Source organism: Natronospira elongata, from assembly GCF_034931365.1.
GTDB classification, from domain to species: domain Bacteria; phylum Pseudomonadota; class Gammaproteobacteria; order Natronospirales; family Natronospiraceae; genus Natronospira; species Natronospira elongata.
In genome coordinates this window covers 70,560-92,840 of sequence record NZ_JAYGII010000008.1, presented here as the reverse complement: position 1 = coordinate 92,840, position 22,281 = coordinate 70,560, and the positions used below count along the sequence as shown (strand labels likewise).

23 protein-coding genes are annotated in these 22,281 nt (G+C 62.1%); 13 read left to right on the top strand and 10 right to left on the bottom strand.

All coding sequences use genetic code 11. The features are described from left to right. Positions 1-1,020: transporter substrate-binding domain-containing protein (locus VCB98_RS05915; protein WP_346050977.1), on the bottom strand; the 1,020-nt coding region annotated here is incomplete at its 3' end. Between the two features lie 277 nt (positions 1,021-1,297). Between VCB98_RS05915 and VCB98_RS05910 the strand changes: the two genes are divergently transcribed. The 6 genes from VCB98_RS05910 (at position 1,298) to VCB98_RS05885 (ending at position 5,618) form a co-directional block, all read left to right on the top strand. Continuing rightward, complete coding sequence (locus VCB98_RS05910; protein ID WP_346050976.1) at positions 1,298-1,711, top strand: lysozyme inhibitor LprI family protein; 414 nt, start codon at positions 1,298-1,300, stop codon at positions 1,709-1,711. A gap of 34 nt (positions 1,712-1,745) precedes the next feature. Further along, entirely contained in the window at positions 1,746-2,192 is a 447-nt protein-coding gene (locus VCB98_RS05905; RefSeq protein WP_346050975.1) for a hypothetical protein, read from the top strand. A 54-nt stretch (positions 2,193-2,246) separates the two neighbouring features. Then, positions 2,247-3,698, top strand: a complete 1,452-nt coding sequence (locus tag VCB98_RS05900; RefSeq protein ID WP_346050974.1) for a carboxypeptidase-like regulatory domain-containing protein — start codon at positions 2,247-2,249, stop codon at positions 3,696-3,698. Positions 3,699-3,740: 42 nt separating this feature from the next. Then, entirely contained in the window at positions 3,741-4,277 is a 537-nt protein-coding gene (gloA, locus tag VCB98_RS05895) for a lactoylglutathione lyase (protein ID WP_346050973.1), read from the top strand. After that, positions 4,267-4,539 carry a hypothetical protein gene (locus VCB98_RS05890; RefSeq protein ID WP_346050972.1) on the top strand — a complete coding sequence of 91 codons (273 nt, stop codon included), beginning with the start codon at positions 4,267-4,269 and terminating at the stop codon, positions 4,537-4,539. The genes gloA and VCB98_RS05890 overlap by 11 nt, the downstream gene beginning before the upstream one ends. Positions 4,540-4,640: 101 nt before the next feature. Next, positions 4,641-5,618 carry an OmpA family protein gene (locus tag VCB98_RS05885; protein ID WP_346050971.1) on the top strand — a complete coding sequence of 326 codons (978 nt, stop codon included), beginning with the start codon at positions 4,641-4,643 and terminating at the stop codon, positions 5,616-5,618. A 158-nt stretch (positions 5,619-5,776) separates the two neighbouring features. Here the strand turns inward: VCB98_RS05885 and katG are convergent, their stop codons facing one another. After that, entirely contained in the window at positions 5,777-8,008 is a 2,232-nt protein-coding gene (katG, locus tag VCB98_RS05880) for a catalase/peroxidase HPI (RefSeq protein WP_346050970.1), read from the bottom strand. Between the two features lie 179 nt (positions 8,009-8,187). Between katG and yghU the strand changes: the two genes are divergently transcribed. Continuing rightward, positions 8,188-9,081: a glutathione-dependent disulfide-bond oxidoreductase gene (gene yghU / locus VCB98_RS05875; RefSeq protein WP_346050969.1), complete on the top strand. Its 894-nt coding sequence runs from the start codon at positions 8,188-8,190 to the stop codon at positions 9,079-9,081. Positions 9,082-9,145: 64 nt separating this feature from the next. After that, the gene (locus VCB98_RS05870) at positions 9,146-10,777 is read left to right on the top strand and encodes a BCCT family transporter (protein ID WP_346050968.1); all 1,632 of its coding nucleotides are present in this window, start codon (positions 9,146-9,148) and stop codon (positions 10,775-10,777) included. Between the two features lie 79 nt (positions 10,778-10,856). On the opposite strand, the gene VCB98_RS05865 is transcribed toward VCB98_RS05870, so the two are convergent. The 8 genes from VCB98_RS05865 to purB all read right to left on the bottom strand — a co-directional run bounded on the left by VCB98_RS05865 (position 10,857) and on the right by purB (position 17,567). Beyond that, positions 10,857-11,660, bottom strand: coding sequence for a DUF2189 domain-containing protein (locus VCB98_RS05865; RefSeq protein ID WP_346050967.1), 804 nt, complete (start codon positions 11,658-11,660; stop codon positions 10,857-10,859). Positions 11,661-11,736: 76 nt separating this feature from the next. Then, the gene (hflD, locus tag VCB98_RS05860; RefSeq protein WP_346050966.1) at positions 11,737-12,372 is read right to left on the bottom strand and encodes a high frequency lysogenization protein HflD; all 636 of its coding nucleotides are present in this window, start codon (positions 12,370-12,372) and stop codon (positions 11,737-11,739) included. Next, positions 12,372-13,514, bottom strand: coding sequence for a tRNA 2-thiouridine(34) synthase MnmA (gene mnmA, locus VCB98_RS05855; RefSeq protein ID WP_346050965.1), 1,143 nt, complete (start codon positions 13,512-13,514; stop codon positions 12,372-12,374). Before mnmA ends, hflD begins: the two co-directional genes overlap by 1 nt. Before the next feature lie 118 nt (positions 13,515-13,632). Further along, positions 13,633-14,097, bottom strand: a complete 465-nt coding sequence (locus VCB98_RS05850) for an NUDIX hydrolase (protein ID WP_346050964.1) — start codon at positions 14,095-14,097, stop codon at positions 13,633-13,635. A 3-nt stretch (positions 14,098-14,100) separates the two neighbouring features. Continuing rightward, positions 14,101-14,595, bottom strand: a complete 495-nt coding sequence (locus VCB98_RS05845; protein WP_346050963.1) for a DUF7931 domain-containing protein — start codon at positions 14,593-14,595, stop codon at positions 14,101-14,103. Beyond that, on the bottom strand, positions 14,595-15,044 hold the full coding sequence (locus VCB98_RS05840; protein ID WP_346050962.1) for a GNAT family N-acetyltransferase: 450 nt from the start codon (positions 15,042-15,044) through the stop codon (positions 14,595-14,597). The genes VCB98_RS05845 and VCB98_RS05840 overlap by 1 nt, the downstream gene beginning before the upstream one ends. After that, entirely contained in the window at positions 15,031-16,200 is a 1,170-nt protein-coding gene (locus VCB98_RS05835) for a cupin domain-containing protein (protein WP_346050961.1), read from the bottom strand. The genes VCB98_RS05840 and VCB98_RS05835 overlap by 14 nt, the downstream gene beginning before the upstream one ends. Continuing rightward, positions 16,200-17,567, bottom strand: a complete 1,368-nt coding sequence (gene purB, locus VCB98_RS05830; protein WP_346050960.1) for an adenylosuccinate lyase — start codon at positions 17,565-17,567, stop codon at positions 16,200-16,202. Before purB ends, VCB98_RS05835 begins: the two co-directional genes overlap by 1 nt. A gap of 129 nt (positions 17,568-17,696) precedes the next feature. On the opposite strand from purB, the gene VCB98_RS05825 reads away from it, so the two are divergent. The 5 genes from VCB98_RS05825 to VCB98_RS05805 are packed head-to-tail and all read left to right on the top strand — an operon-like array spanning position 17,697 to position 22,267. After that, the gene (locus tag VCB98_RS05825; RefSeq protein ID WP_346050959.1) at positions 17,697-19,085 is read left to right on the top strand and encodes a class II fumarate hydratase; all 1,389 of its coding nucleotides are present in this window, start codon (positions 17,697-17,699) and stop codon (positions 19,083-19,085) included. Positions 19,086-19,102: 17 nt separating this feature from the next. Next, on the top strand, positions 19,103-19,729 hold the full coding sequence (locus VCB98_RS05820) for a CoA pyrophosphatase (RefSeq protein WP_346050958.1): 627 nt from the start codon (positions 19,103-19,105) through the stop codon (positions 19,727-19,729). A 10-nt stretch (positions 19,730-19,739) separates the two neighbouring features. Continuing rightward, positions 19,740-20,564, top strand: coding sequence for a nucleoside triphosphate pyrophosphohydrolase (gene mazG, locus VCB98_RS05815; RefSeq protein ID WP_346050957.1), 825 nt, complete (start codon positions 19,740-19,742; stop codon positions 20,562-20,564). Continuing rightward, positions 20,561-21,391: a DUF432 domain-containing protein gene (locus tag VCB98_RS05810; RefSeq protein ID WP_346050956.1), complete on the top strand. Its 831-nt coding sequence runs from the start codon at positions 20,561-20,563 to the stop codon at positions 21,389-21,391. Before mazG ends, VCB98_RS05810 begins: the two co-directional genes overlap by 4 nt. 15 nt (positions 21,392-21,406) lie before the next feature. Continuing rightward, the gene (locus tag VCB98_RS05805; RefSeq protein ID WP_346050955.1) at positions 21,407-22,267 is read left to right on the top strand and encodes a mechanosensitive ion channel family protein; all 861 of its coding nucleotides are present in this window, start codon (positions 21,407-21,409) and stop codon (positions 22,265-22,267) included. The last annotated feature ends 14 nt before the right edge of the window (positions 22,268-22,281 follow it).

Here is a 22,281-nt window from a genome sequence, read left to right as displayed (position 1 = left end):
GTAATACCCCCCGGTTGGGCTGCGGGCGCTGGGGTTCCAGTGTGATTCCTCGTAGCCGACGGCCGCCAGCAGAATCCAGTCGAAATCATGCGCTGCAGCGGCCTGTCTGAAGTGGGTTTCATAACGGGGCAGTCGTTCCCTGACGCGACGATGGAGTCGGCGGATATCCACATAGTCGAAGACTTCGTAAAAACCGTAATAGCGGTCCAGTATGCGCTCCATGGCGCCGCTATCCTCGAAGTCGCCATACCAGTTCCCGATTTCACGGCGAAGCCGGTTGGCCCCGCGAGGCATGACCCATACGAGGGTGTCCGGTGCGCCGAGGTTGAAGCGAATCTCGAGCTCGGGGTAATAGCGCCGTGTGATCGCCACCAGGTTGGAGTCGGCCACTGTGCAGTCTACCCGCCGTTCCCAGACGAAACGCAGTAGCTGTTCCGTATTCAGTTCGTTTGTGGTCTCGAACTCCAGGTCGGGATAATCCGCCTGGAGTGCCTGCAGGCGGTCGTGATAGCTGGTACCTTCCATGACGAGTAAGGAGACTTCCTCCAGATCGTCTACTCCCTGGGGTTCGGCACCGCCACGGCGACAGACCACCTGCTGCTCCACTGTTTGGTATCCGGGCCCGGTCCGGATCCGGTCCAGTCGCTCTTCGGTACGCGAAATGCCCGCGGCGCCGATATCGCCTTCGCCGTTCTCAATCCGCTCGATAATCTCCGCGACACTATGGACCCGCTCATATTCGACCTCGACGCCAAGATGCTCGGCGAAGGCCTGGGTCAGGTCGTATTCCAGCCCTTCAGGTTGGTCGTCCCGGTTGATGTAGAAGGTGGTGGGGCTGTTGCGAGTCAATACATGCAGTCGACCGCTTTCCCGGATCTCTTCCAGGCGTTTGTCCCCCGGTCCGGACTCGCCGCAGGCGGCAAACAGGGTGATTAGCAAGCCTGCGAGGAAGAGCCGGCCACTGGATTTCGCAAAGGCCAGGGTACTTCCGATATCATTTCCGTTAGTGGAAATTGGCATACGCCCCCCCCCCTCCGTTTGGTAGGAGTACTCTGAATATAGCAGGCGCGCCGGCCATATTTCCGCTGTTCAGGGTATTATTCTGGGGCCTCCCCTGATCGAGGGGGTAGCTTGGCGTTTCGGGTATCAGAGACAGCAATCGTTTCGGTCGGCTTCTGGGGCTGAGCACGCCTTGGGGCGTGGATGTTCCCCTGGAAGGCCAGGTCTCTGCGCTGGCTTGGCGCGGTAAGGACTTGTCGGCTGGTTTTGGATTGGAATTGGACCTTGAGAGAGAACAATGAGAAAAACAGTGTTTGTCGTGCTTTTTGGGGCTGCCTTTTCGGCGGTAGCGGCGGATAAAACGCTCGATTGCGATAATCCGAAAACGACGCTGCAAGTGAATGAGTGCGCCGCTATGGCATTGGATGCGTCGCGGGAAGAGATGGCGGCGTATCTGGAGGCGAGTCTGGAGCATAATGGTTTTGATCCTGAGCTGGTCGAGGCAATCGAATCGGCTCAGGAGCAGTGGGATAATTATGTCGATTCTCACTGCGGCTCGGTCTATACGCAGTGGCGTGACGGTACGATTCGCGATGCCAAGGCGCTGTCCTGCAAGACTCGGCTGACGAGGCAAAGAACCCACGAGATCTGGCTGAATTTCCTGACTTACATGGATAGTACCCCGCCGGTTCTGCCCGAGCCGGCGAAGTGACACATGGGTGGGTAATTGCCTAAGGGAGGGCACGGTGGATATTGAGGCGATCGCCAGGCAGGCGAGGGAGACCATTCCGGGGCTGGAGGGGGATGACGAGCGCCTGCAGCAGCATGCCTTGCGTCTGCTTTCCGCTGCCCGTAGCCGGGAGGGCTGGGAAGAGGATGATCAGGCCATGCGTGAGCGGCTGCTTGCGAGGCTTCTTGAGTTGCCCGTCCCGGCGACCGCTTCAGTCGATCGAAATGCTTCGCCGCGCCAGCCGGTGCGGACTGTTCCCACGGATGCCCAGATTGAGTCACTGGTTGGTAAGGCCTTCAGTGCGCCAAGCGATGGCTCGCGAGCCCGTGCGGCGGTCTTGGCGGGTCGTGCCTGGCTGAATGTGAAGCAGGCTACCGCGGGCTTGGGCTTTTGGCAGCGGTGGCGGAGTCGGTTGCGGGCCCGGCGGTTGATCGCCCGGCGGCGGCGTGAGCTTGAGCACTAATCGTCCCTCTTCCTGTCTATACTGGGTTGGGGCGGATTGGTTCGAGGAGGGGTAATGACAGCTATCTCGCGATGCCTGCTGATGGGCGTGCTGGTCCTGGGGCTCGGCGGCTGTATTCCCATGCTGATTCATGAGGCCGAGACGCCGGCGACAGAGGGGCGGGTATTGGATGGTGTTGATGGTGAGCCGGTGGCCGGAGCACAGGTGACATTGCTCCGGGTCCGGGGCTCCCGGGACACGGATCCGCTCAAGGTGACGGCGGTGAGCGATGAGGAGGGCCGTTTCCTGCTTGAAGAGCGCAGCCGTCGTCGTGTCGTCATGGCCATGGCGGGCAGTCATTTGGCGGAGTTCCCGGTGGTTGCCCACGAAGAATCGTCTGATCGTAGCGCTCACACGCTTGTGAAACTGCCTTCCCGGAGCCGGGCGGGGAGCCCTCCGCGTCCGGCGGTTTTGCTGCTGCTGCCCGATAATCCTAACCCGCTGCCCTCCGACTGTCGTGGCGCGAGTAATTCGCTCTATGCCCTGCATGCTGCCGAGCGCCTGCCTGAATGGCGGGAGCAAGCGTGGTTTCGTGAGCAGGTGCTCAGTGATACCAACACGCTTCGGCAGTTTGCCGACAGCCTGTATGAGTTGCTGGAGCGTGGCTTTGGCTCCCCTGACTGTTTCCGCAACGAGGAAGTCGTCGAACGCGTGGCGGCAGCCCGCAAGAATGTCCGCATGCTGATTGAGGAGGAGCCTTATTATCGCTCTTCGAGGGGTAATAGGGCGGCGTTGCCTGCGCCAGGCTCGGTGCGCCCCGGTGATTATCCGGCACCCGAGGGCTATGGCAGTGAAGTCCGCTTTGCGGGGATGAAGGGCAGGATGGCCTTTGTGCTGGATGGCGAGGGGGTGGTCTCGCATGTGATCTTTGAGCCGCAGGCGGTGGTGAAGGGCGATGTGACGGCGGTGGAGCCGTCCTTGTCGATGGTCAGTGAGCAGCTGTCTGGCGTGCTTGGCGGGTCACCTAGGGAGAAGGACTGGAAGCATCGGGTCTGGGATGATCCGGCCCAGGAACATGTCTATGAGGCCATGGTGCTGGACACGGCCGGGGGCGGCAATGTCACGCGGGTGATGCTGAGAAGCCGGGACCCGGCCCGTCTGTGTGGTTCGGAGGATGGCTTCCCGGACTGGTTCGACGATCTTCAGAGGGCGATTGTGGCGGATCGGCGTGAGGCGGTCGCCAATGCCCTGGATTATCCCTTCCTGGATCACGCCGGGGCGGTGATGGGTGTTGAGCCCGAGCAGCGTCTGCACTTTGATGATGCCACCGAGTTTCTCGGGCGATATGAAGCAGCGGCAGTGCAGCAGATGCTGGCAGGGCTTGTCGATATGGACAGCCCGGACTGTGATCCCTATGGTTTTGAAGGCAGGCTTGCCGGCTACGCGCTACCGACAGCGCCGGGCGCGATCCAGGCTTACCCGAAGGCGGGGGAGTGGCGGCTCGTGCTGCGGTATTATCAGCCCTGATGGCGAGCCATTCCGGCGATTTGGATTTGGAGGTTTAGGCCGATGAGTTTTGAGACAGAAGATTACCCGGGTGTGGCAGCCAAAGCCCCCGACGAGACCCTGGGATTCCGCTTCAACCACACCATGCTGCGGGTAAAGGACCCGGAAGCCTCGCTGGCCTTTTACAGCCACGTGCTCGGCATGCGGGTGTTGCGGCGGCTGGATTTCGAAGAGATGGAATTTTCCCTGTACTTTCTCGCGCGCCCCGACCCGGAAGAGGCGATTCCCGAGGATCGTGCCGGACGGACGCGCTGGACATTCAGTCAGCGGGGCATTCTGGAGCTGACCCACAATTGGGGCACGGAGAATGATCCCGACGCCCATTACCACGATGGCAACAGTGAGCCCCAGGGCTTTGGCCATATCTGCTTCTCGGTCCCGGACCTGGACAAGGCGATTGCCTGGTTTGACGCCAATGACGTTGAGTACGTCAAGCGGCCAGAGCAGGGCAAAATGAAGGACATCGCCTTCATCAAGGACCCAGACGGCTATTGGATCGAAATCGTGCAGGCCGACCGGATGGCACGAATTGGCGGCTGAGATGCGGCCGTTCGAGAATCGCCGCTTGTACTGGCAGAGGCTGCGCCAGATGGGGCGGTGGCCTTATGTGCTCCGTTACGGCGTGCTGGGCTGGGCATTGCCGGTCGCCGTGGTGGGATTGGGGCTGCTGGCCTTCAGTACGCGACAGCTGCCCTCGCTCGCATTCATGGCCTGGACATTGCTTGTTGCCGTGCCCCTTTTCGGGGTGCTGCTCGGCTTGTGGTCCTGGCAGGACAATGAACGGCGCTTTGGTGACGACTGATTTTGTCTCGATCATCTGCTTTTGCTCGGCTCGCCGGTTCTTATAACTCACTCCCGCGCTGCGGGGCCCATTAAAACAAAGAGGGTAGGGAGGTCGGTTCAATGAAGTGTATTCGTTTTCAGCAGGGGCTGGTTCTTGTTTGTGCTGCAGCATTCGGGATCTCGCCGGCCACGGGGCAGGAGGATCTGGAAGGTTCCGGCGATCATCCGGAGATTCCGCGTTTGGCGGATTCTTACATTGTTCACCATGAGCACGCGGATTACGCTCGGCTGACGATACCCACCGGTCCCTATCGTGATGGCGCAGTTGAAAACAGTGAGTCGCTTGAGGGGCAGGTACTGAAACTGAGTTATCTCTTCCGTGACGGGGATGTTGCGGAACTTCGGGTCAAGCGAAGCCATCTTGAAGCCCTTGAGGGGCGGGGCTTCGAGATTCTCTACACGGGCAGCGATGCCGAGCTGGGTGGCCGGGACGGGCGTGCCTTTCTTGCCCGGGGAACCAATATTTTTGAGCGTGGTGCTCGAGGTTGCTGCCATCTTGCCAACCGTAACCGCAACATCCATTACATCGCGGCCCGGTCGGCAGATGGTCGAACCCTGGCGGCAATTGCAATCTACAATGCCCGCAGAGCGGATGGGCCGACAGTGGCCAAGGCCATTGTGACCGCCGATGAAATGGATACCACCATGGATCATGTTCCGCTCAGTGCGGATGAGATGCAGGCGGGAATTGTCGAACACGGTCGGGTGGCGGTGCAGGATATTCTGTTTGAATTCGACAGTGATTCCATCTTGCCTGATTCAGCGGATGCTCTGGCAACGATTGCGGAACTGATGGAATCCCGGCCGGACATGCGGCTTCTGGTTGTCGGCCATACGGATAACGTTGGAGATTTCGACTATAACCTGCAACTGTCCATGACCCGGGCGGAATCCGTGTCGCAATGGTTGCAGGATCGCCATGGTATCGATGGTGATCGGCTCCAGAGTGCCGGCGCCGGGATGATGGCGCCGATTACTACCAACCGGACCGAGGAAGGGCGAGCCCTGAACCGCCGGGTTGAGCTGGTTGAACGCTGAGTGACAGGATATTGTCTTCGTGAGAAACCGGTCCCATAAGCCTTGAGTCTCGAGGTGGCTCAGGTCGGGAATGTCCCACTGAGGCCAGTTCTGAATAAAGAAACGGCGGCGTCGGATGACGCCGCCGTTTTTCTTGCCAGATCGGAGGGCTCTCCGAATCAGCGGTCGAAGCGGTCCAGGTTCATGACCTTGGTCCAGGCGTCGATGAAGTCCTGGACGAAGAGCTCGTCGGCGTCATTGGAGGCGTAGGCCTCGGCGACGGCACGGAGCTCGGTGTGTGAACCGAAGATCAGGTCCACCGGGGTGGCGGTCCACTTCACTTCGCCGTTGCTGCGATCGCGGCCGATGTAGACGCCCGGATCGTCGGAGGACTGCTCCCACTGGGTGGACATGTCCAGCAGGTTGACGAAGTACTCATTGCTCAGCTTGCCGGTGCTGTCCACGAACAGGCCGTGCTCCACGTCGTTGGCGTTGGCGCCAAGGGCCCGCATGCCACCGACCAGAACGGTCATTTCCGGTACCGTCAGGTCAAGCAGGTCGGCGCGGTTGACCAGGGCCTCGGTGGGAGAAAGCCGGCTGTCTTCGCGGTAGTAGTTGCGGAAGCCGTCCGCCCGCGGTTCCAGCACGGCAAAGCTTTCCACGTCGGTGTCTTCCTGGCTGGCATCGGTGCGGCCGGGCTCGAAGGGCACCGTGACGTCATGGCCGGCCTCGCTGGCAGCCTGCTCGATGGCCGCCGCGCCGCCGAGCACGATCAGGTCGGCCAGGGAGACGCGCTTGTTGCGGCGCTGACTGTCGTTGAAGTCGTTCTTGATGCCTTCAAGGGTGTCCAGTACCCGGTCCAGTTCCTCCGGGTTGTTAACTTCCCAGCCGCGCTGGGGCTCCAGGCGGATGCGGGCACCGTTGGCGCCACCACGCATGTCACTGCTGCGGAAGGTGGCGGCAGAGGCCCAGGCGGTGCGGACCAGTTCAGCCACGGTCAGGTCCGTATCAAGGATCTCCGCCTTCAGCCGGCGTACGTCGCGGTCATTGATCGGGCGATAGTCGGCCTCGGGGACCGGGTCCTGCCAGATCATGGCCTCGTCCGGGACTTTCGAGCCCAGATAGCGAGAGCGCGGGCCCATGTCGCGGTGGGTCAGCTTGAACCAGGCCCGGGCGAAGGCTTCCTCGAACTCCTCGGGGTTCTCCAGGAATCGCTTGGAGATTTCCCGATAGGCCGGGTCCTTTTTCAGCGACAGGTCGGTGGTGAACATGATCGGCGCATGACGCACGCCCTCTTCGTGGGCGTCGGGCACCAGGTTGGCGGCCTGGCCGTCCTTGGGCACCCACTGGATGCCGCCGGCCGGGCTTTCGGTCTGTTCCCATTCAAAGGCGAACAGGTTCTCGAAGAACTGGTGGGTCCAGCGGGTGGGGTTGGCGGACCAGGCCCCTTCAAGGCCACTGGTGAAGGTGTCGGCGCCCTTGCCACTGCCACACTCGTTCTGCCAGCCCAGGCCCTGCTGCTCGAGCGGGGCGTCGGTGGGTTCGGGGCCGACGCAGTCCTGGGACACGGCGCCGTGGGCCTTGCCGAAGGTGTGCCCACCGGCGATCAGGGCGACGGTCTCTTCGTCGTTCATGCCCATGCGGCCGAAGGTGGTGCGGATCTGTTCGGCGGCAGCGAGGGGGTCGGGCTTGCCGCCCGGGCCTTCCGGGTTCACGTAGATCAGGCCCATCTGGGAAGCGGCCAGGGGACGGTCCAATTCGCCGCCTTCATTGATGCCCTCGCCGTGGCGTTCATCGCCCAGCCAGACGGATTCGGGGCCCCAGTAAACCAGGTCGGGCTCCCAGTCATCGTCGCGGCCACCGGCGAAGCCATAGGTTTCAAAGCCCATGGACTCCAGAGCCACGTTGCCGGTGAGGATCATGAGGTCGGCCCAGGAGAGGCTGCGGCCGTACTTTTGCTTGACCGGCCATAGCAGGCGCTCGGCCTTGTCCAGGTTGACGTTGTCCGGCCAGCTGTTGAGGGGCTCGAAGCGCTGTTGGCCGCCGCCGGCGCCACCCCGACCGTCGAAGACTCGATAGGTGCCGGCACTGTGCCAGGCCATGCGGATGAATAGGGGGCCATAATGGCCCCAGTCGGCCGGCCACCAGTCCTGGGAGTCGGTCATGACTTCTTCGATGTCGCGCTTGACCGCTTCCAGGTCCAGCTCGCTGAAGGCTTCGGCGTAGTCGAAGTCTTCACCGTAGGGATTGGAGCGGGGGTCGTGATTGCGGAGCGGGCTGAGATCCAGCTTGTTGGGCCACCAGTAGTCGGCCGAACGGGGAGGCTGTTCGGCGATGGCGGGGCCCGAGAGGGCGATGGATGACAGCAAGGCTGCTGTCGCCGCCGCCAGGGGCAAGGTGAGTTTATTCATTGCAGAACTCCCTGTTGTTTGTAACGCTGTTGGAAAATCCCCTATAGCCTAGTTTTTTCAGAGTAAGCGTTCCAATTGATTGTTGCTATATGGTTGATTGAAATATTTTTGTAATGGGCTGCATCGTGGCGTCGTCGTCCGGTGGAGCCAAAGCCTTTTCATCAAACCCGGGAAGCCTCATGAGCAAAGAGAATCCATCGTCCTATCAGCCCCCTCGCGTCTGGCAGTGGGAAGAGCCGGAGAACGGAGGGCGATTCGCCAGTATCAATCGCCCGGTCGCCGGGGCAACCCATGAGCAGGATCTGCCGGTAGGCCGGCATCCCCACCAGCTCTACTCCCTGGCCACACCCAATGGCGTGAAGGTGACGGTGCTGTTCGAGGAGCTGCTGGAACTCGGGATCAAGGAGGCAGAATACGATGCCCACCTGATCAATATCCTCGAAGGCGAGCAGTTTGGCAGCGGATTCGTGGACGCCAACCCCAATTCCAAGATTCCGGCCATGGTGGACCATAGTAGCGAGCCGGCCACGCGCGTGTTCGAATCCGGCGCCATTTTGCTCTACCTGGCCGAGAAGTTTGAGGCCTTTCTGCCCACCGGCCATGCCGCCCGGACCGAAACCCTGAATTGGCTGTTCTGGCAGATGGGCAGCGCGCCACTTGTAGGCGGTGGCTTTGGGCATTTCTATGCCTATGCGCCGGAATACTACGAATACCCCATCAATCGTTACACCATGGAAACCAAGCGCCAATTGGACGTGCTGGACCGTCGCCTGGCCGATCAGCCTTATATCGCCGGCAAGGAATACAGCATTGCCGACATGGCGATCTGGCCCTGGTACGGGGTGCTGGTTCTGGGGCGGCTCTATGATGCGGCCGAGTTTCTGGCCGTGCATGAATACAAGCATCTGCTGCGCTGGGCACGTCAAATCGATGAACGACCGGCGGTTCAGCGTGGGCGCATGGTGAACCGCATCTGGGGCGAGCCCGAGGAGCAGCTCCCGGAACGGCATGACGCCAGCGATTTCGAGCACCGCACGCAGGACAAGCTGGACCAGGCCAAGTCGGAAAGCTGACAGCGTCGAATCAGAACAAGCCGTGTTAGCCTTTCCGGTCTGTTGATTCAGGCCGGAGGCGAGCATGTATTACGATCAAGCGAAGTCGGGGCTGTTCAAGGGCATGAACCCCACAGTGACCGTGGCATCCCTGGCGGTCATGGTGGTGGCCCTGGTGTTCGGCGCCTTTCATACCGAAACAGTGGCTGGCGTATTGGCCTCGGTGCGTGAGCAGGTCAATCCATTCCTCGAGTGGTATTACGTCTTCGTGGTGGCCCTGCTGCTGTTTCTGATGATCTGGCTGGGCATCGGGCGATACAAGAACGTTCGGCTCGGGCATGACCTGGAGCAGCCCGAATTCGCTTTCTTCTCCTGGGTGGCCATGCTCTTCGCCGCCGGTACCGGGGTGGGGATTCTGTTCTGGGCCGTTGCCCAGCCCATCCTGCAGTTCGAGAACAATCCCTTCGTGGCCGAGGGCATGAGCCCGGAGGCGGCCCAGGTGGCCATGCGCTTGACGTTTTTCCATTGGGGCTTGAATGGCTGGGCCATTTTCTCCTTCGTGGGCCTGGTGCTTGGCTATTTTGCCTTCCGGCGGGACCTGCCCTTGACCATCCGTTCCGGCTTGCAGCCATTGCTGGGCCGGCATTGCCACGGGCCGGCGGGTAACCTGGTGGACACCCTGGCGGCCTTTGCCACCGTCTTTGGCATTGCCACCACCCTGGGTCTTGGGGTTCAACAGATGAATGCGGGGCTTACGCAAGTGTTTGACCTTGCCCCCAGCGTCACGCTTCAGCTTGCGGTTACCTTCGGCATCATGGGGATTGCCACGCTGTCGGTGGTTTCCGGCGTCAAACGAGGGGTGAGGGTGCTTTCGGAGCTCAACTTCTGGCTGAGCGTGGGCGTGGTGTTTTTCCTGATCGGTTTTGGCCCCACCCATCACCTGATTGCCATGACCCTGGAAAGTGCCGGCGCCTATGTAGGCAGTCTGGTCAACATGACCTTCTATACCAATGCTACCCATGACGATGGCTGGCAATCGGAGTGGACGGTGTTCTTCTGGGGCTGGTGGCTGGCCTGGTCGCCCTTTGTGGGCATGTTCATCGCCCGAATCTCGCGGGGCCGGACCTTCCGGGAGTTCGTCATGGGGGTCTTGCTGGTGCCCACCGTGATTACCATGGTCTGGATCGGCCTGTTCGGTGGTACCGCCCTGTATCAGGAGCTTTTCGGCGATGGCGGAATCGTGGAGGCGGTGAACGAGGATGTGGCAACGGCGCTTTTCGTCACCGTTGAGGGCATGGGTCTTGGCCTGTTGGGGTTGATTGTGTCCCTTGGCCTGATTCTATTGATCGGCACCTACCTGATCACTTCCGCCAATGCCGGGACCTTGGTGATCAATACCATTCTCTCAGGCGGTGATGCCGAACCGCCCACGTTCCATCGAATTCTCTGGGGAGTCATTCTGGCATTGTTGACCGCGGTCATGCTGGTGGCAGGCGGGCTGGAGACCCTGCAGTCGGCGGTGATCATGGCCGCCATGCCGTTCTCTCTGATTATCCTCGGCATGGTATTCGGTCTGATTCGCTCATTGCATGCGGAACGCTACGCAGCTCGGGCCGGTGAGCGCTTCGAAGCTCCGCGTGAGCCCTGGGCGGATCTGGACGATGCCGGTGTGGAGCCGACGACCGTGTCCACTGATCAGCTCCACAAGGCCAATTGATCCGAACTGCCGGAACATGGGGAGCGGCCGGGCCTCGATCTGAAACCGTTTGAAGGGCCAGATCGAAGCCCGGCCGGCTTTATCCTTCCGAGACCAGGTCCCGATAGGCGTGCCAACTGGCATGGCCCAACAGGGGCAGGGTCACCGCCAGGCCGATCAGGAAGAACGCGAGGCCGGCGAAGGTCACCACGCTCAATATCAATCCCCATACCAGCATCGGCCAGAAGTTTCTCTGGACCACCGCCAGGCTGATGATGGCCGCTTCCAGTACGCTGGTTCTGGGTTGATCCAGAAGCCGCGGAATGGATACCACGCTGAGCGCAAAGGCCGTGAAGGCCAGCACCATGCCAATCAGGCTCCCGACAATCACCATGGTGATACCGGGGGTGGACAGCAGCAGTTCGCTATAGACCATGCCGGGGCTGTCCAGGACCGGAATATTGGTGCCGAAGAAGAGGGCGAACAGCAGGGTGGCGAAGCGGATCCAGGCGAGCAGGAAGACCATCAGCAACACGCCCAGCAGGAAGATCTGGGTGGTGTTGGTCCGCCAGGCCAGAAAGCCGGCTGACAGGGAGGGTTGCCGCCCTTCTGCCAGATCGCGGCTCATGGTATAGGTACCGACCGCAACAATCGGGCCCATGAGCATGAAACCGGCCACCAGCGGCAGCAGCCAGTACCCCTGGCCGGCGGCCCACAGGCCGAGAATGAGCATCAGGCTGACGCCCACCCAGATCAGGCCATAGGCGAGGCTGCTTTGTGGGCATTGGCGCAGGTCCTGCCAGCCGGCCCTGAGCCAGGACCAGGGCCGATCAACCGGAACGGTATGAATTGTTACCGGATTGCCCCCACCCAAGTCGAGCTTGCCCGCATCTGCTTCGCTCATCTCTTTGTCCTCCATGTTTGCCTGAGACAAGCATAGCAGGCCTGAGACCGGGCAAAAGCAATTTGTGGCAGGGCTCTCAGCCCTCGTCGGTAGCGGTCTCGCGGGACAGGCGCAGGGCTTCTTCGGCCAGTGATTGACGCCGGAAAATCAGACTCAGGCGGCTGCCGCCCAGTTGATACCAGAGTACGGCCGAGCGAATGCCGGCCAGGAGCAGACTGCGGATACGATTGACCACCCGCGGGTTCTGAAGATGACTGTCGTTGCCGCTGACCATGATGCGCGGATGAATCTGGCCGGCGGTTTCGCTATAGGTATCGGCCAGTCCGGCGAAGACATTGTCGTGGTCGCGACCGAAGTGGGCCACGGAGCGCTCGGCATTGTTGATGCCGCTGCCGAGCTTTTCCAGCAGTTGCGGGTTCTTTCGCAGCTTGCGGGCAATGTGCATGACCCCAACGGCGTATCGGGTGAGCATCATGTCCTCATCGGGCACTCGCTCGGTGAGCAGTCGATGGAAAAGGCGCAGGCCCTGGCTCACGGCTTTGATGCCGCCAAAGATTTCTTCGGTCTGTTCAGCGTCTCGGGTGAGCACGCTGAGCACGGCGGTATCCAGGATGGTATTGTCCGTCTGCCCCTGGCGGGCGAGATCATGGACACCTTTCACCGATTGAAACACCCCCGCCAGAGCAAGGACGCGATCACGACGTTTGGACATCAGGCTGTCTCCCGCCTGGGAATGGATGAAGGGTTCTCGGCGCGAATGGCCTGATCAATGACGGCACCCCCCAGGCATTCCTCTCCCTGGTAGAAGACCACGTACTGCCCGGGGGTGACCGCACGCTGGCGATGATCGAATCGCACCGCCAGCCGGTCTTCTGACAGCAACTCGACCTCGCAGGTCTGATCGGCCTGGCGGTAACGGGTCTTGGCGCTACAGCGAAAGGGGAAGTTTGTAGGTGCCTGCAACCAGTGTGGCTGGGCGGCGATCAGGCCGACATGCTGGAGCAGGGGATGATCATGACCCTGCACGGCAATCAGGGTATTGTCGCGGACGTTCTTGTCGGCGACGTACCAGGGCGCATCCGGGTAGCCCGGCACACCGCCGATACCCAGGCCCTGACGCTGACCTATGGTGTAGTACATGGCGCCCTGGTGTTCACCGATCTCTTGCCCGTCCGGGGTCAGGATGGGCCCGGGCCGGGCCGGCAGGTAGTTGCCCAGGAACTGGCGGAAGGCGCGTTCGCCGATGAAGCAGATGCCGGTGCTGTCGCGCTTGGCGTGATTATGCAGACCGGCTTCCACGGCGATTTCCCGGACCCGTTCCTTTTCCAGCTCACCCACCGGGAACAGGGTCTTGGCGAGCGCCTCCGGGTGAATGCCATGGAGGAAATAGGTCTGGTCCTTGTTGCCATCCAGGCCCTTGAGCAGGTGGGCTCCGTACTCGTCACGTCGGACCCGGCAATAGTGTCCGGTGGCAATCCAGTCGGCACCCAGGCGCAAGGCATAGTCCAGGAAGGCCTTGAACTTGATCTCGGTGTTGCAGAGCACGTCGGGGTTGGGGGTTCGGCCGGCGGAATATTCCTCCAGGAAATAGCTGAACACCCGTTCCCGGTACTCGGCGGCGAAACTGACCCGCTGAATCGGGATGTCCAGTTCTTCCGCGACGCGGCGGGCATCCTGAAAGTCTTCGGCGGCGGTGCAATAGCCCTGCTCATCGCCTTCCGCCTCGGCATCCCAGTTGTCCATGAACAGGCCGCGCACGTCATAGCCCTGTTCCACCAGCAGGTAGGCGGAGACGGCGGAATCCACGCCACCGGAGAGCCCGACGACGACGGTTTGTGACTGCTTGTTGCGCATGGGGGTATTTTAACTGTTTGGATGAGGGGAATGCGATTGTGGGGAAAGTTCTGAGTTCCGAGTACTGAGTGCTGGGGAGGCAAATCCGCACTCAGTACTCAGCACTCGGAACTCAGAACTATTCCTCCGGCCAGCCATCGGGAAGATGGCTGAGCGCATCCAGGGGATAGCGTTTGCCGTTCAGGTAGTCATCCACGCAGCGCAGGACCAGGGGGCTGCGAAGGCGGGCCTGTTCGGCGGCGATTTCATCGCGGGACAGCCACAGGGTGCGGACAATGCCGGTGTCCAGGGCCTGGGTGGGGTTGTAGTGGCGGGCCTGGCCGCAGAAGTTGACCCGCAGGAATGTCTTGTCCCCCGAGGCTGTGCGCCAGAGATAGATGCCACTGATGGATTCGGGTTCGAAGTCGCGGGCGCTTTCTTCCTGGACCTCGCGAATGACGGCATCCACGAGGCTTTCACCCGGCTCCAGGTGGCCGGCGGGATTATTGAGCTGGAGTTGGCCGCGGATTTCTTCCTCGACCAGCAGGAAGCGGGCGTTTTCCTCGACGACCGCCGAGACCGTGACATTGGGTTTCCAGGTCATGGCCTAGACCCCCAGCTGCCGGAACTCGGTCTCCGGCTCGCTGCGATCCCACATCTGATCGAAGCGTTGGCGCAGTCGTCGCGCCTGGGTTGGATCATTCGGTGACCAGCGGCCCTCCAGGCGATCGGCCAGGGGGCGATAGAGATAGCCGGTCTCGTCGCTGACGATGAAGGCATCCGCTTCCTCGGCGTCTTCCCGGTGGGGACGGTGCAGGCTGACGTGGGAGCTGACCCGGCGAGCCAGCCGGATCAGACCATGCCCTTCCTTGATGGCGCGGGTAGGGTCCTGACAGATCACCCGCAGGCCGGTGTGGCGGCTGCGGATGACAAGCTGGCGTACGGCCTCCAGGAACTCGCTCTGGTCCAGTACCGCCGGTTCCAGGTCGCGGGTAAATATAAGCAGCTCACGACGCGTGGCCTCGGCCAGTTGCCGGGCGGCCTCCCGGCTGTCGTCACGGTACTCGAGGGAGCCGCCGGTGTTCTGCGGATCATCACTCATCAGGCATTTTCCTCGATCCGGCGGCGCATCATGCGGTGCTGAATGCCGGCCTCGTCGAATTCCGGCCCTTCGGCAACGAAGCCGTAGCGCTCATAGAAACCCAGGGCGACAGTCTGGCCATGAAGGTAGCACTCCGGGATGCCGGCGCTGCGGGCCTCGTCCAGCAGCGCCTGGAGGATGGCGCCGCCGACGCCATGACCGCGCCAGGGTTTGAGTACCGCCATGCGCCCGACCTTGCCGCTTTTGGCCAGGCGGCCGGTGCCAATGGCATTGCCCTCGGCATCTTCTGCGATCACATGGATGCAGTGGGGATCGTCCTCATCCCATTCCATCTCCAATGGCACCTGCTGCTCCTCGACAAAGACCGGTTCGCGGATGCTTCGCAGCAGGGGGACATCCTCGGGCCAGCGGGCCCGACGCACGCTGATGGCCTGTTTAGTCGTTTTCATCGGTCCACTCCAGTCGTCCCTTGTCCAGCCAGACACTGATCAGCTTACGACCAACCGCGCCGGGATCAAAGTCGGCCGGGAAGGGCTGGCGGGACAGCAGATGGTCCAGGGTGGCCTCGCAGCCCCGATCCCAGACCTCCATGTCGCCATCGACAAAAACATGCGGCCGCCCGTCCGGGCCTTCGCGCCAGATCGCCAGGATGTCGCTGCGCAGTTCAGGGGTGCGGCCGGCGGCCAGGGCCTGGTTCAGCGCCTCATGGGAGCCGTCGCCGGGGTCCGGTTCGGCGCGCAGCCAGGGCTTGGGCTCGGTGATGAAGCGTCCGAACCAGTCGGCCAGTTCCTCGTTGTCCCGCTCCAGCAAGGTGCTGAATAGATCCCGCAGCCGGTGAATGGCCTTGGGGTGCAGGCGGGGCCCGGCCTCGTCCAGCTCAAGATCGGGGTCGGCGTAGCGATGCCCCTCAGGCAATTGCTGGGTCACGAATTCGGAGAAGTCCGAAATCATGCCGGCGGTGTCCGGCGCCCTGAGCCCCACCGAGAAAGTCATGCAGTCGGGGCCGGCAAGGCCGAAGTGGGCCACGCCCGGTGGCAGGTAAAGCATGTCGCCCGGCTCCAGCAGCCATTCCTCGCGGGCCTGGAAGTGGCGGAGCACATCCAGCTCGCAGTCATCGCGGCGGCTGAGGTCGGCCGGCTCGGGGTCAATCGCCCAGCGGCGGGTGCCCCTTGCCTGCAGCAGGAAGACGTCATAGGCATCCACATGGGGGCCGACCGAGCCGCCGTTGACGGCATAGCTGATCATCAGATCGTCCATGCGCCAGCGAGGCAGGAAGTCGAAGCTGTCCAGAATGCGGGCGAGGGCGGGCAGGTGCTTGTCCACATCCTGGACCAGCAGCGTCCAGTCCCGCTCCGGCAGGTCGGCAAAGCGGCTCTCGCTGAAGGGGCCCTGGCTCAGGGTCCAGGGGCCTTCGGGCGGCCCCTGGACCAGGCGACTCTCCACATCCGGCTCGCAGGCCAGGCCGGCAAGCTCCTCGGGGCTCAGGGGTGATTCAAAGCCCGGCAGGATCTGGCGGTATAGGGCCGGTTTCTTCTGCCAGTAGCGGGACAGGAAGCGGGCCGGCTCCAGGCCCTCCAGGCGCAGCTTGTAGGGCCGGTCTGTCATCAGATGGCCCGGGCCTGTTCGGCGGCATTGCCGATATAGCTGGCCGGGGTCATGTCCTTGAGGCGGGTCTTGACCGCGCCGGGCAGGTCCAGGCTATCGATGAAGGCGGCCATGCCCGCCTGATCCACCCGCTTGCCGCGGGTCAGCTCCTTGAGCTTTTCATAGGGCGATTCAATACCGTAGCGGCGCATGACCGTCTGAATGGGCTCGGCCAGGACTTCCCAGTTGGCATCCAGGTCGGCCGCCAGGTGTTTGGGATCGGCCTCGAGCTTGCCCAGGCCCTTGTCCAGGGCGGCATAGGCAATCTGGCCGTAGCCGAAGGCGCTGCCCACATTGCGCAGCACGGTGGAGTCGGTCAGGTCACGCTGCCAGCGGGAAATCGGGAGCTTGTCGGCCAGGTGGCGGAGCATGGCGTTGGCCAGGCCCAGATTGCCCTCGGCATTTTCGAAATCGATGGGATTGACCTTGTGGGGCATGGTGGAGGAGCCCACTTCGCCGGCCACCGTGCGCTGCTTGAAGTAACCCATGGCGATGTAGCCCCAGATATCCCGGGACAGGTCGATCAGCACGGTATTGAGTCCGGCGGTGGCATCGAAGAGCTCGGCCATGTAGTCATGGGGCTCGATCTGGATGGTGTAGGGATTCCAGTCGATACCCAGGCTTTCCACGAACTTTTTCGCCAGGGCCGGCCAGTCCACTTCCGGGTAGGCGGCCATGTGGGCGTTGTAATTGCCCACCGCACCGTTGATCTTGCCCAGGATCTTCACGCCGGCAATGCGCGCCCGCTGGCGGCGAAGACGGTCGACCACATTGGCCAGTTCCTTGCCAAGGGTGGTGGGAGAGGCCGGCTGGCCGTGGGTGCGGGAGAGCATGGGCAGGTCCGCATACTCGTGTGCCAGGGCCCGCAGCTTCTCAATCAGATCATCTACCGTGGGCAGCAGGATCTCATCGCGGGTGTCGGCCAGCATCAGGGCATAGGACAGATTGTTGATGTCCTCGCTGGTGCAGGCGAAGTGGAAAAACTCGGATTTTTCATTGAGTTCCGCGTGATTTTTAACGCACTCTTTCAAGTAGTACTCCACCGCCTTCACGTCGTGATTGGTGGTGCGTTCGATTTCCTTGACCCGGGCAGCGTCGCTGCTGCCAAAGCCCTGGATCAGGGTCTCCAGCCAGGTTCGGGCATCACTGCTCAGTTCGGGCAGTTCACGGATGCCGGGCTCATCGGCCAGGGCGGCCAGCCAGCGCAATTCCACCAGGGCACGATAGCGGATCAGGCCCGCCTCGCTGCAGAGGGGGCGGAGGGCTTCGGTCTTGCCGGCGTAACGCCCGTCGAGGGGGGAGAGGGCGGTGAGTGCGTGCTCGCTCATCAATTTCCCTTATTGGTTTCGCGGAATGATAAAATCACCATTTTATCAGGAATGCCGCTGCAAGGGCTTGCCCGGCCCGGTGACAGGGGCGTTTTCACTTCCAGTCACGCAATCAACAGGAGCAGGACAATGTCGAGCAAGGGTTTCCGGATCGAAAAGGACAGCATGGGCGAACTCCAGGTGCCGGAAGAGGCGCTCTGGGGTGCTCAGACGCAGCGCGCCGTGGAGAACTTCCCCATCAGCGGTCTGCGCATGCCGCGTGCCTTTATCCGGGCCCTGGGCCTGGTGAAATGGTCGGCCGCCGCCGCCAACCGTGAGCTGGGCCTGATCGACGATGCGCGTGCCGACGCCATCCAGGCCGCCGCCGAGGAAGTCGCCTCCGGCCGCCATGATGCCCAGTTCCCGGTGGATGTGTTTCAGACCGGCTCCGGCACCAGTTCCAACATGAATACCAATGAAGTCATTGCCCGCCTGGCCAGTGACAAGCTCGGCGACAAGGTCCATCCCAACGATGACGTCAACATGGGCCAGAGCAGCAATGACGTGATCCCGACCTGCATCCATGTCAGCGCCGCGCTGGAAGTCAATGAGCGGTTGCTGCCCGCCATGCGCCATCTGGCCGGCACCATCGAGCGGCGTGCCGGGGAGCTGTCCGGTGTGGCCAAGACCGGTCGCACCCATCTGATGGATGCCATGCCGGTCCGTTTCGACCAGACCATGGGCGCCTGGGCGACCCAGATTCGCCGTGGCTGCAATCGAGTGGAGGCCACGCTGCCGCGCCTTTACGGTCTGGCCCAGGGTGGTACCGCAGTGGGTACCGGTATCAATGCCCACGAGAAGTTCGCCGGCAGTTTTGCCCGCCACCTGTCCGAGCGGACCGGCCTGGACTTTGAGGCCGCCGAGGACCAGTTCGAGTCCATTGCCACTCAGGACACGGCGGTGGAGCTTTCCGGCCAGCTCAAGACCGTGGCCGTGTCGCTGATGAAGATCGCCAATGATCTGCGCTGGATGAACAGTGGTCCTCTGGCCGGTCTTGGCGAGATTACCCTGCCGGCCCTGCAGCCCGGCTCCTCCATCATGCCCGGCAAGATCAACCCGGTGATTCCCGAAGCGGTGTGCATGCTCTCCGCCCAGGTGATCGGCAATGACGCCACCATTACCGTCGGCGGCCAGTCCGGCAATTTCGAGCTCAACGTCATGCTGCCGGTGATCGGCTACAACCTGCTGCAGAGCATTGAGCTGATCGCCAACGGCAGCACCCAGCTTGCCGACCGTGCCATTGATGGTTTCAGCGTCAACGAGGGCAATCTCAAGGAAGCCCTGGAGAAGAATCCCATCCTGGTGACCGCCATGAATCCGGTCATTGGTTATGAGAAGGGCGCGGCGGTGGCCAAGAAGGCCTATGCCGAAGGGCGTCCCATCCGGGACGTGGCCCGGGCGGAGACGGATCTGTCCGAGGAAGATCTCGACCGGCTGCTGGATGCCGTGGAGCTTACTCGGGGCGGGATCAAGGGTTGAGGCCCGCGGTGGCGACCGTGAGCGACAGGATGCTCAGGGACCGTCTGCTGGCGACGCTGGCGGGTTCACGCCCGCCGGCGGATCTGGTTCGGGAAGCCAGGCTTGGCGTGCACGGCGATGTGCCGGCAGGCCTGATGCGCCCGGAGCAGCCACGACCGGCGGCCGTACTGGTGCCGGTCGTGGACCGTGCCGATGGTCCGGGCCTGATGCTCACCCGCCGTACCGATCATTTGCCCGATCACCCCGGTCAGATCTGTTTTCCTGGCGGCAGCTTCGAGGCTCAGGATGCCGATGCGGTCTCTGCCGCGCTGCGCGAGATGCAGGAAGAGGTGGGTATTGGCCCCGCGGGCATCCGGGTAGAGGGCTTTCTGCCGCCTTATCTGACCATCACCGGCTTTGCGGTGGCCCCCGTGGTGGGTTTGCTGCAGCCGGATTATCAGACCGCTCCGGATCCTTTTGAAGTCGCCGAAGTGTTCGAAGTTCCGCTGGCCCATGCCCTTGACCCAGACCAGCACCAGGTCGTGGATGTCACCGTGCGGGGGCAGGCACTGAGCTATTATCAGATTGACTGGCAGGGCTATCGCATTTGGGGTGCCACGGCTGCCATGATTGTGGGATTGAGCCGAATGATGCGCGAGCAATAGGAGATTGTGCATGGCCTCGGATGATGGCGATTCCCTGAGCCCACCCATTGATCGACTCCGAACCATCATGGCGCGACTGCGGGGGCCTGGCGGTTGTCCCTGGGACCGGGAACAGGATTTCTCCACCATTGCCCCCTACACCATCGAGGAAGCCTACGAAGTGGACGATGCCATCCGCCGTGGCGACATGGATGGCTTGCGGGATGAGCTGGGGGATCTGTTGCTGCAAGTCGTGTTTCACGCCCAGATGGCCTCGGAAGCCTCGCGATTTGACTTTGATGATGTGGCCGAGGGTATTGCCGACAAGCTGGTTCGTCGCCATCCCCATGTGTTCGGCAATGCCAGCTATGCATCCTCGGAAGAGCAGACGGCCGACTGGGAAGCCATGAAGGCGGCCGAACGCGAGGCCAGGGGGGAGCAGTCCGCTCTTGATGACGTGCCCCTGGCCCTGCCGGCCCTCAAGCGGGCTACCAAGTTGGGTAAACGTGCCAGTCGGTCCGGATTCGACTGGCCGGACCCTACCGGCCCGCTTGACAAGATTCGCGAAGAGATCCGGGAAATCGAGGAAGCCATGGAAGAGGGCGCTGGCCATGAGCGCCTGGAAGGGGAGATTGGCGATCTGCTTTTCGCCGTAACCAATCTGGCCCGTCACCTCAAGGTGGATGCGGAGACAGCCTTGCGTGGCTGTAATGCCAAGTTTGAACGTCGCTATCGGTACGTTGAACAGCGTGTCCGCGAACAGTCCGGTGGGGATTCAGTGAGCCTGGCGGAAATGGACGGCTATTGGGATGAAGCCAAGGCAGAGGAAAAGCGCAAAGAGGAGCGCGAACAATGAGCGCCGAGGAACTCACTGCGATCATGGACGTGAGCGAGACCCACACGCGGCCCTGGTGGGGGCGGTATGACTTGCCGGAAGGGCAGAACGGCTTTCGCTGGAAGATCGGTCCGCTGCATCTTCAGGCCCGACGCTGGCGCCAGGAGTGGCGGTTGGCCTGGCGGGAGGGCAAGGACCCGCTGGATGCCAATCTGGAATTTCTGGATCTGGATGAGATCGATGAAAGCGATTGCAAGCTGGCCCGTTTTGCCTTTCGCGAGAGCGAGCGGGGGCTGACCCTGCGCCCGCGCCTGGCGGACAGGCCGGTTGTGGTTCGGCCTGATACGCCGCTATTCATTCCTCCTGGCGAGGAAACCATCATTTATGTCAGTACCTCGGTCTGGATCGAGGTGCTTACTCTGGGTGAGTCCACGCCGCTGTGTGAAATTCCCAGTTATCGGCCCTCCGATTCCTGGTTCGGCTCCAATACCCGGGAAGGTGAGCTTTGCTATGCCACCCGTTCGCTGGCCCGTCTGCGTCTGGATGAGGTGGTGCAGCGGCCCCACCGGGTGGTATCCCCCGTGACTGTCCGTAATCAGGCCGAGGATGCCCTGCTGATCGAAAGGCTCAGCGTGCCCGTGCCCTTGCTGCCTGTTTATGCCAGCAACACCCATCAACTCTGGACCCAGCCCATGGTGATGGAGCGCAGTGCCGATGGGAAGCAGGGGGCCCTGAAGCTGGAGGAGATGCAGCTGCCGTCGGGGATGGAGGCCACCCGAGTCAGCGAGGCCCGTCAGTTGCCCGAGAAGCAGGGCCTGTTCCGTACCCTGGAAAGCCTGTTCGCCTGAGGGAGGCCGCCGATCATGGAAATCCTGGAATTTCTGACGTCAGAACGCGGCCTGGAGGTTTTCCGGGCCGGGGTGCTGTTGCTGCTTGGCCTGTTCTTCGCCAAGCTCGCCTCGGTCATTACCCGTCGGGTGGGCGAGAAGTATCTGGAGCCCCAGCAGACAGCCCTGTTGCGGCGCGTGGTCTTCTACGGCATCGTCATCCTGGTTCTGATGTCGGTCCTGCATCAGCTGGGCTTCAGTCTCACGGTCATCCTGGGTGCCGCCGGGATTCTTTCCGTGGCGCTGGGTTTTGCCTCCCAGACATCGGCGTCCAATCTCATCAGCGGGCTTTTCCTGATCGGCGAGAAGCCGTTCAAGATCGGTGATTTCATCAAGGTAGGCGATACCCTCGGGGAGGTGCTGGCCATCGACCTGCTGTCGGTCAAGCTGAGGACCTTCGACAACCTGTTCGTGCGTGTCCCCAACGAGACCCTGATCAAGTCGGAGATCGTCAATCTCACCCGCTTCGCCATCCGTCGCCTGGAACTCAAGGTGGGCGTGGCCTACCGTGAGAGTCTGCCCCGGGTGCGGGAAGTCCTGCTCAAGGTCGCGGACGACTATCCGCTTTGCCTGACCGAACCCAAGCCGGCTGTGCTGTTTCTCGGCTTCGGCGATTCTTCCATGGACCTGCAGTTCAATGTCTGGGCCACTCGGGAGAATTTCCTGGAATTGCGAAACAACATGCCCGAACGGGTCAAGGAAGCCTTCGACGAGGAGGGGATCGAGATTCCCTTCCCCCATCGAAGCCTCTACGCCGGCTCGGAGACCGAGCCCTTTCCCATTCGACTGGTCAGCGACGAACGTCACGGTGATGGCCCGGACGAGCAAGGCCATTGATCTGATTCCGAGTT

What these genes read in the sequence shown, in the direction of transcription:
- VCB98_RS05910 (WP_346050976.1), top strand. Translation starts at nt 1,298, where the DNA reads ATGAGAAAAACAGTGTTTGTCGTGCTTTTTGGGGCTGCCTTTTCGGCG.
- VCB98_RS05900 (WP_346050974.1), top strand. Translation starts at nt 2,247, where the DNA reads ATGACAGCTATCTCGCGATGCCTGCTGATGGGCGTGCTGGTCCTGGGG.
- gloA (WP_346050973.1), top strand. Translation starts at nt 3,741, where the DNA reads ATGAGTTTTGAGACAGAAGATTACCCGGGTGTGGCAGCCAAAGCCCCC.
- VCB98_RS05885 (WP_346050971.1), top strand. Translation starts at nt 4,641, where the DNA reads ATGAAGTGTATTCGTTTTCAGCAGGGGCTGGTTCTTGTTTGTGCTGCA.
- katG (WP_346050970.1), bottom strand. Translation starts at nt 8,008, where the DNA reads ATGAATAAACTCACCTTGCCCCTGGCGGCGGCGACAGCAGCCTTGCTG.
- yghU (WP_346050969.1), top strand. Translation starts at nt 8,188, where the DNA reads ATGAGCAAAGAGAATCCATCGTCCTATCAGCCCCCTCGCGTCTGGCAG.
- VCB98_RS05870 (WP_346050968.1), top strand. Translation starts at nt 9,146, where the DNA reads ATGTATTACGATCAAGCGAAGTCGGGGCTGTTCAAGGGCATGAACCCC.
- VCB98_RS05865 (WP_346050967.1), bottom strand. Translation starts at nt 11,660, where the DNA reads ATGAGCGAAGCAGATGCGGGCAAGCTCGACTTGGGTGGGGGCAATCCG.
- hflD (WP_346050966.1), bottom strand. Translation starts at nt 12,372, where the DNA reads ATGTCCAAACGTCGTGATCGCGTCCTTGCTCTGGCGGGGGTGTTTCAA.
- mnmA (WP_346050965.1), bottom strand. Translation starts at nt 13,514, where the DNA reads ATGCGCAACAAGCAGTCACAAACCGTCGTCGTCGGGCTCTCCGGTGGC.
- VCB98_RS05850 (WP_346050964.1), bottom strand. Translation starts at nt 14,097, where the DNA reads ATGACCTGGAAACCCAATGTCACGGTCTCGGCGGTCGTCGAGGAAAAC.
- VCB98_RS05845 (WP_346050963.1), bottom strand. Translation starts at nt 14,595, where the DNA reads ATGAGTGATGATCCGCAGAACACCGGCGGCTCCCTCGAGTACCGTGAC.
- VCB98_RS05840 (WP_346050962.1), bottom strand. Translation starts at nt 15,044, where the DNA reads ATGAAAACGACTAAACAGGCCATCAGCGTGCGTCGGGCCCGCTGGCCC.
- VCB98_RS05835 (WP_346050961.1), bottom strand. Translation starts at nt 16,200, where the DNA reads ATGACAGACCGGCCCTACAAGCTGCGCCTGGAGGGCCTGGAGCCGGCC.
- purB (WP_346050960.1), bottom strand. Translation starts at nt 17,567, where the DNA reads ATGAGCGAGCACGCACTCACCGCCCTCTCCCCCCTCGACGGGCGTTAC.
- VCB98_RS05825 (WP_346050959.1), top strand. Translation starts at nt 17,697, where the DNA reads ATGTCGAGCAAGGGTTTCCGGATCGAAAAGGACAGCATGGGCGAACTC.
- mazG (WP_346050957.1), top strand. Translation starts at nt 19,740, where the DNA reads ATGGCCTCGGATGATGGCGATTCCCTGAGCCCACCCATTGATCGACTC.
- VCB98_RS05810 (WP_346050956.1), top strand. Translation starts at nt 20,561, where the DNA reads ATGAGCGCCGAGGAACTCACTGCGATCATGGACGTGAGCGAGACCCAC.
- VCB98_RS05805 (WP_346050955.1), top strand. Translation starts at nt 21,407, where the DNA reads ATGGAAATCCTGGAATTTCTGACGTCAGAACGCGGCCTGGAGGTTTTC.